The organism is Microbispora sp. NPDC049633 (genome assembly GCF_040675265.1).
Lineage (GTDB): Bacteria > Actinomycetota > Actinomycetes > Streptosporangiales > Streptosporangiaceae > Microbispora > Microbispora maris.
On sequence record NZ_JBFAOO010000416.1, the window covers coordinates 1 to 1,482 of the forward strand.

Here is a 1,482-nt window from a genome sequence, read left to right on the forward strand (position 1 = left end):
CGCGGCGCGGCGGCGGCTGGGCCTGACCGGCGACCGGCGGATCGTCCTGTACGCGCCGACGTGGCGGGACGACGAGGCCACCGGCCGGCTCGCGCTGGACCCGGTCCGGGCGGCCGGGGCGCTGGGCGACGACGACGTGCTGCTCGTGCGGGCGCACTACCTGGTGGCGCGGGACATGACGATCCCGGCCGGAGACCGCATCCACGATGTCTCGAAATTTCCAGACATGGCGGATCTCCTGGCCGCCGCGGACGTGCTCGTCACCGACTACTCGTCGGCCATGTTCGACTTCGCGTGTACCGGGAGGCCCATGGTGTTCCTCGCCCACGACCTGGAGCGCTACCGGGACGAGGTGCGCGGCTTCTACTTCGACTTCGAGGCCGAGGCCCCCGGGCCCGTCCTGCGGACCGGCGACGACGTGCTCGACGTGCTGCGCGGCGGCGACCTCGGACGGTTCGCGGAGCGCTACGAGCGCTTCGCCCGCAGGTACTGCCCGTGGGACGACGGGCACGCCTCGGCGCGCGTGGTCGCGCGCATGCGGTCATGACCCGCGCCTCCCGGCGCGCCGCGCCGCGAGCGCCGCAGTCACCCTCTCCGCCCGCCTCGCGCCCGGCCGAGGCGCCCGAGCGGCCCGCCTGGCGGGATCGGCCGGGTGTCGTGACCGTCGTGCCCGCCGTCGTCGCGCTGGCCGCCGGGCTGTGGGACCTCGGCGGGCCGCCGCCGTGGCGGGACGAGGCGGCCACCGTCAGCGCGGCCGGCCGGAGCCTTCCCCAGCTGGCGCACCTGCTGCAGTCGGTCGACGCCGTGCACGGCCTGTACTACGCGCTGGCGCACGTCGTCGCGAATCTGTCCGGCACCGCCGAGGTGGCGCTGCGGATGCCGTCGGTCGTCGCGGGGGCGCTGGCCGCGGCCGGGACGGGCGCGCTCGGCCGCGCGCTCGGCTCCTCCCGGGCGGGCCTGTACGGCGGCGTGCTGCTGGCCCTCATGCCCATCTTCTCCAGGTATGTCCAGGAGGCTCGGCCGTACGCGATGACGGCCGCGGCGGCCGTCGGGGTGACCCTGCTGTTCGTGCGCCTGCGGCGGTCCCCGACGTCGGGGGTCCTGGCGGCGTACGCGGCGGCGCTGACCGTGCTGGCCTATCTCAACCTGTTCGCGTTCCTGGTCGCGGGGGCGCACGGCGTCACCCTGATCCTGTCCAGGGGACCGCTGCTCCGGTGGGCGTGCGCGGCGACGCCGGCACTGGCGGCCGTGGCGCCGCTGGCCTGGCTCGGTTCGCGGCAAAGCGCCCAGGTGGGCTGGATCTCCCGGCCGGAGGCGGCCGACGTGGGCAGGCTGGCCGTCCAGCTGTCCGGCGACCTCGGTGGGGCGACGGGCCCGGGGGTGGCCCCATGCGTCGGGATTCGTCCCGACTGAGATGGCGTGGCCCTCGACCTGGACCGATCGCCGCGACCGTGACCGAACACCGTCGATCCCTGGGCACGA

General features: G+C 75.8%; 2 protein-coding genes. Both read left to right on the forward strand.

Going from position 1 to position 1,482, the window contains the following annotated elements:
* A partial coding sequence (locus AB0J39_RS39525) for a CDP-glycerol glycerophosphotransferase family protein (RefSeq protein WP_363474337.1) occupies window positions 1-547 on the forward strand: 547 nt, incomplete at its 5' end.
* Window positions 544-1,413, forward strand: a complete 870-nt coding sequence (locus AB0J39_RS39530) for a glycosyltransferase family 39 protein (RefSeq protein WP_363474339.1) — start codon at window positions 544-546, stop codon at window positions 1,411-1,413. The genes AB0J39_RS39525 and AB0J39_RS39530, both read left to right, overlap by 4 nt.
* Window positions 1,414-1,482 lie beyond the last annotated feature (69 nt).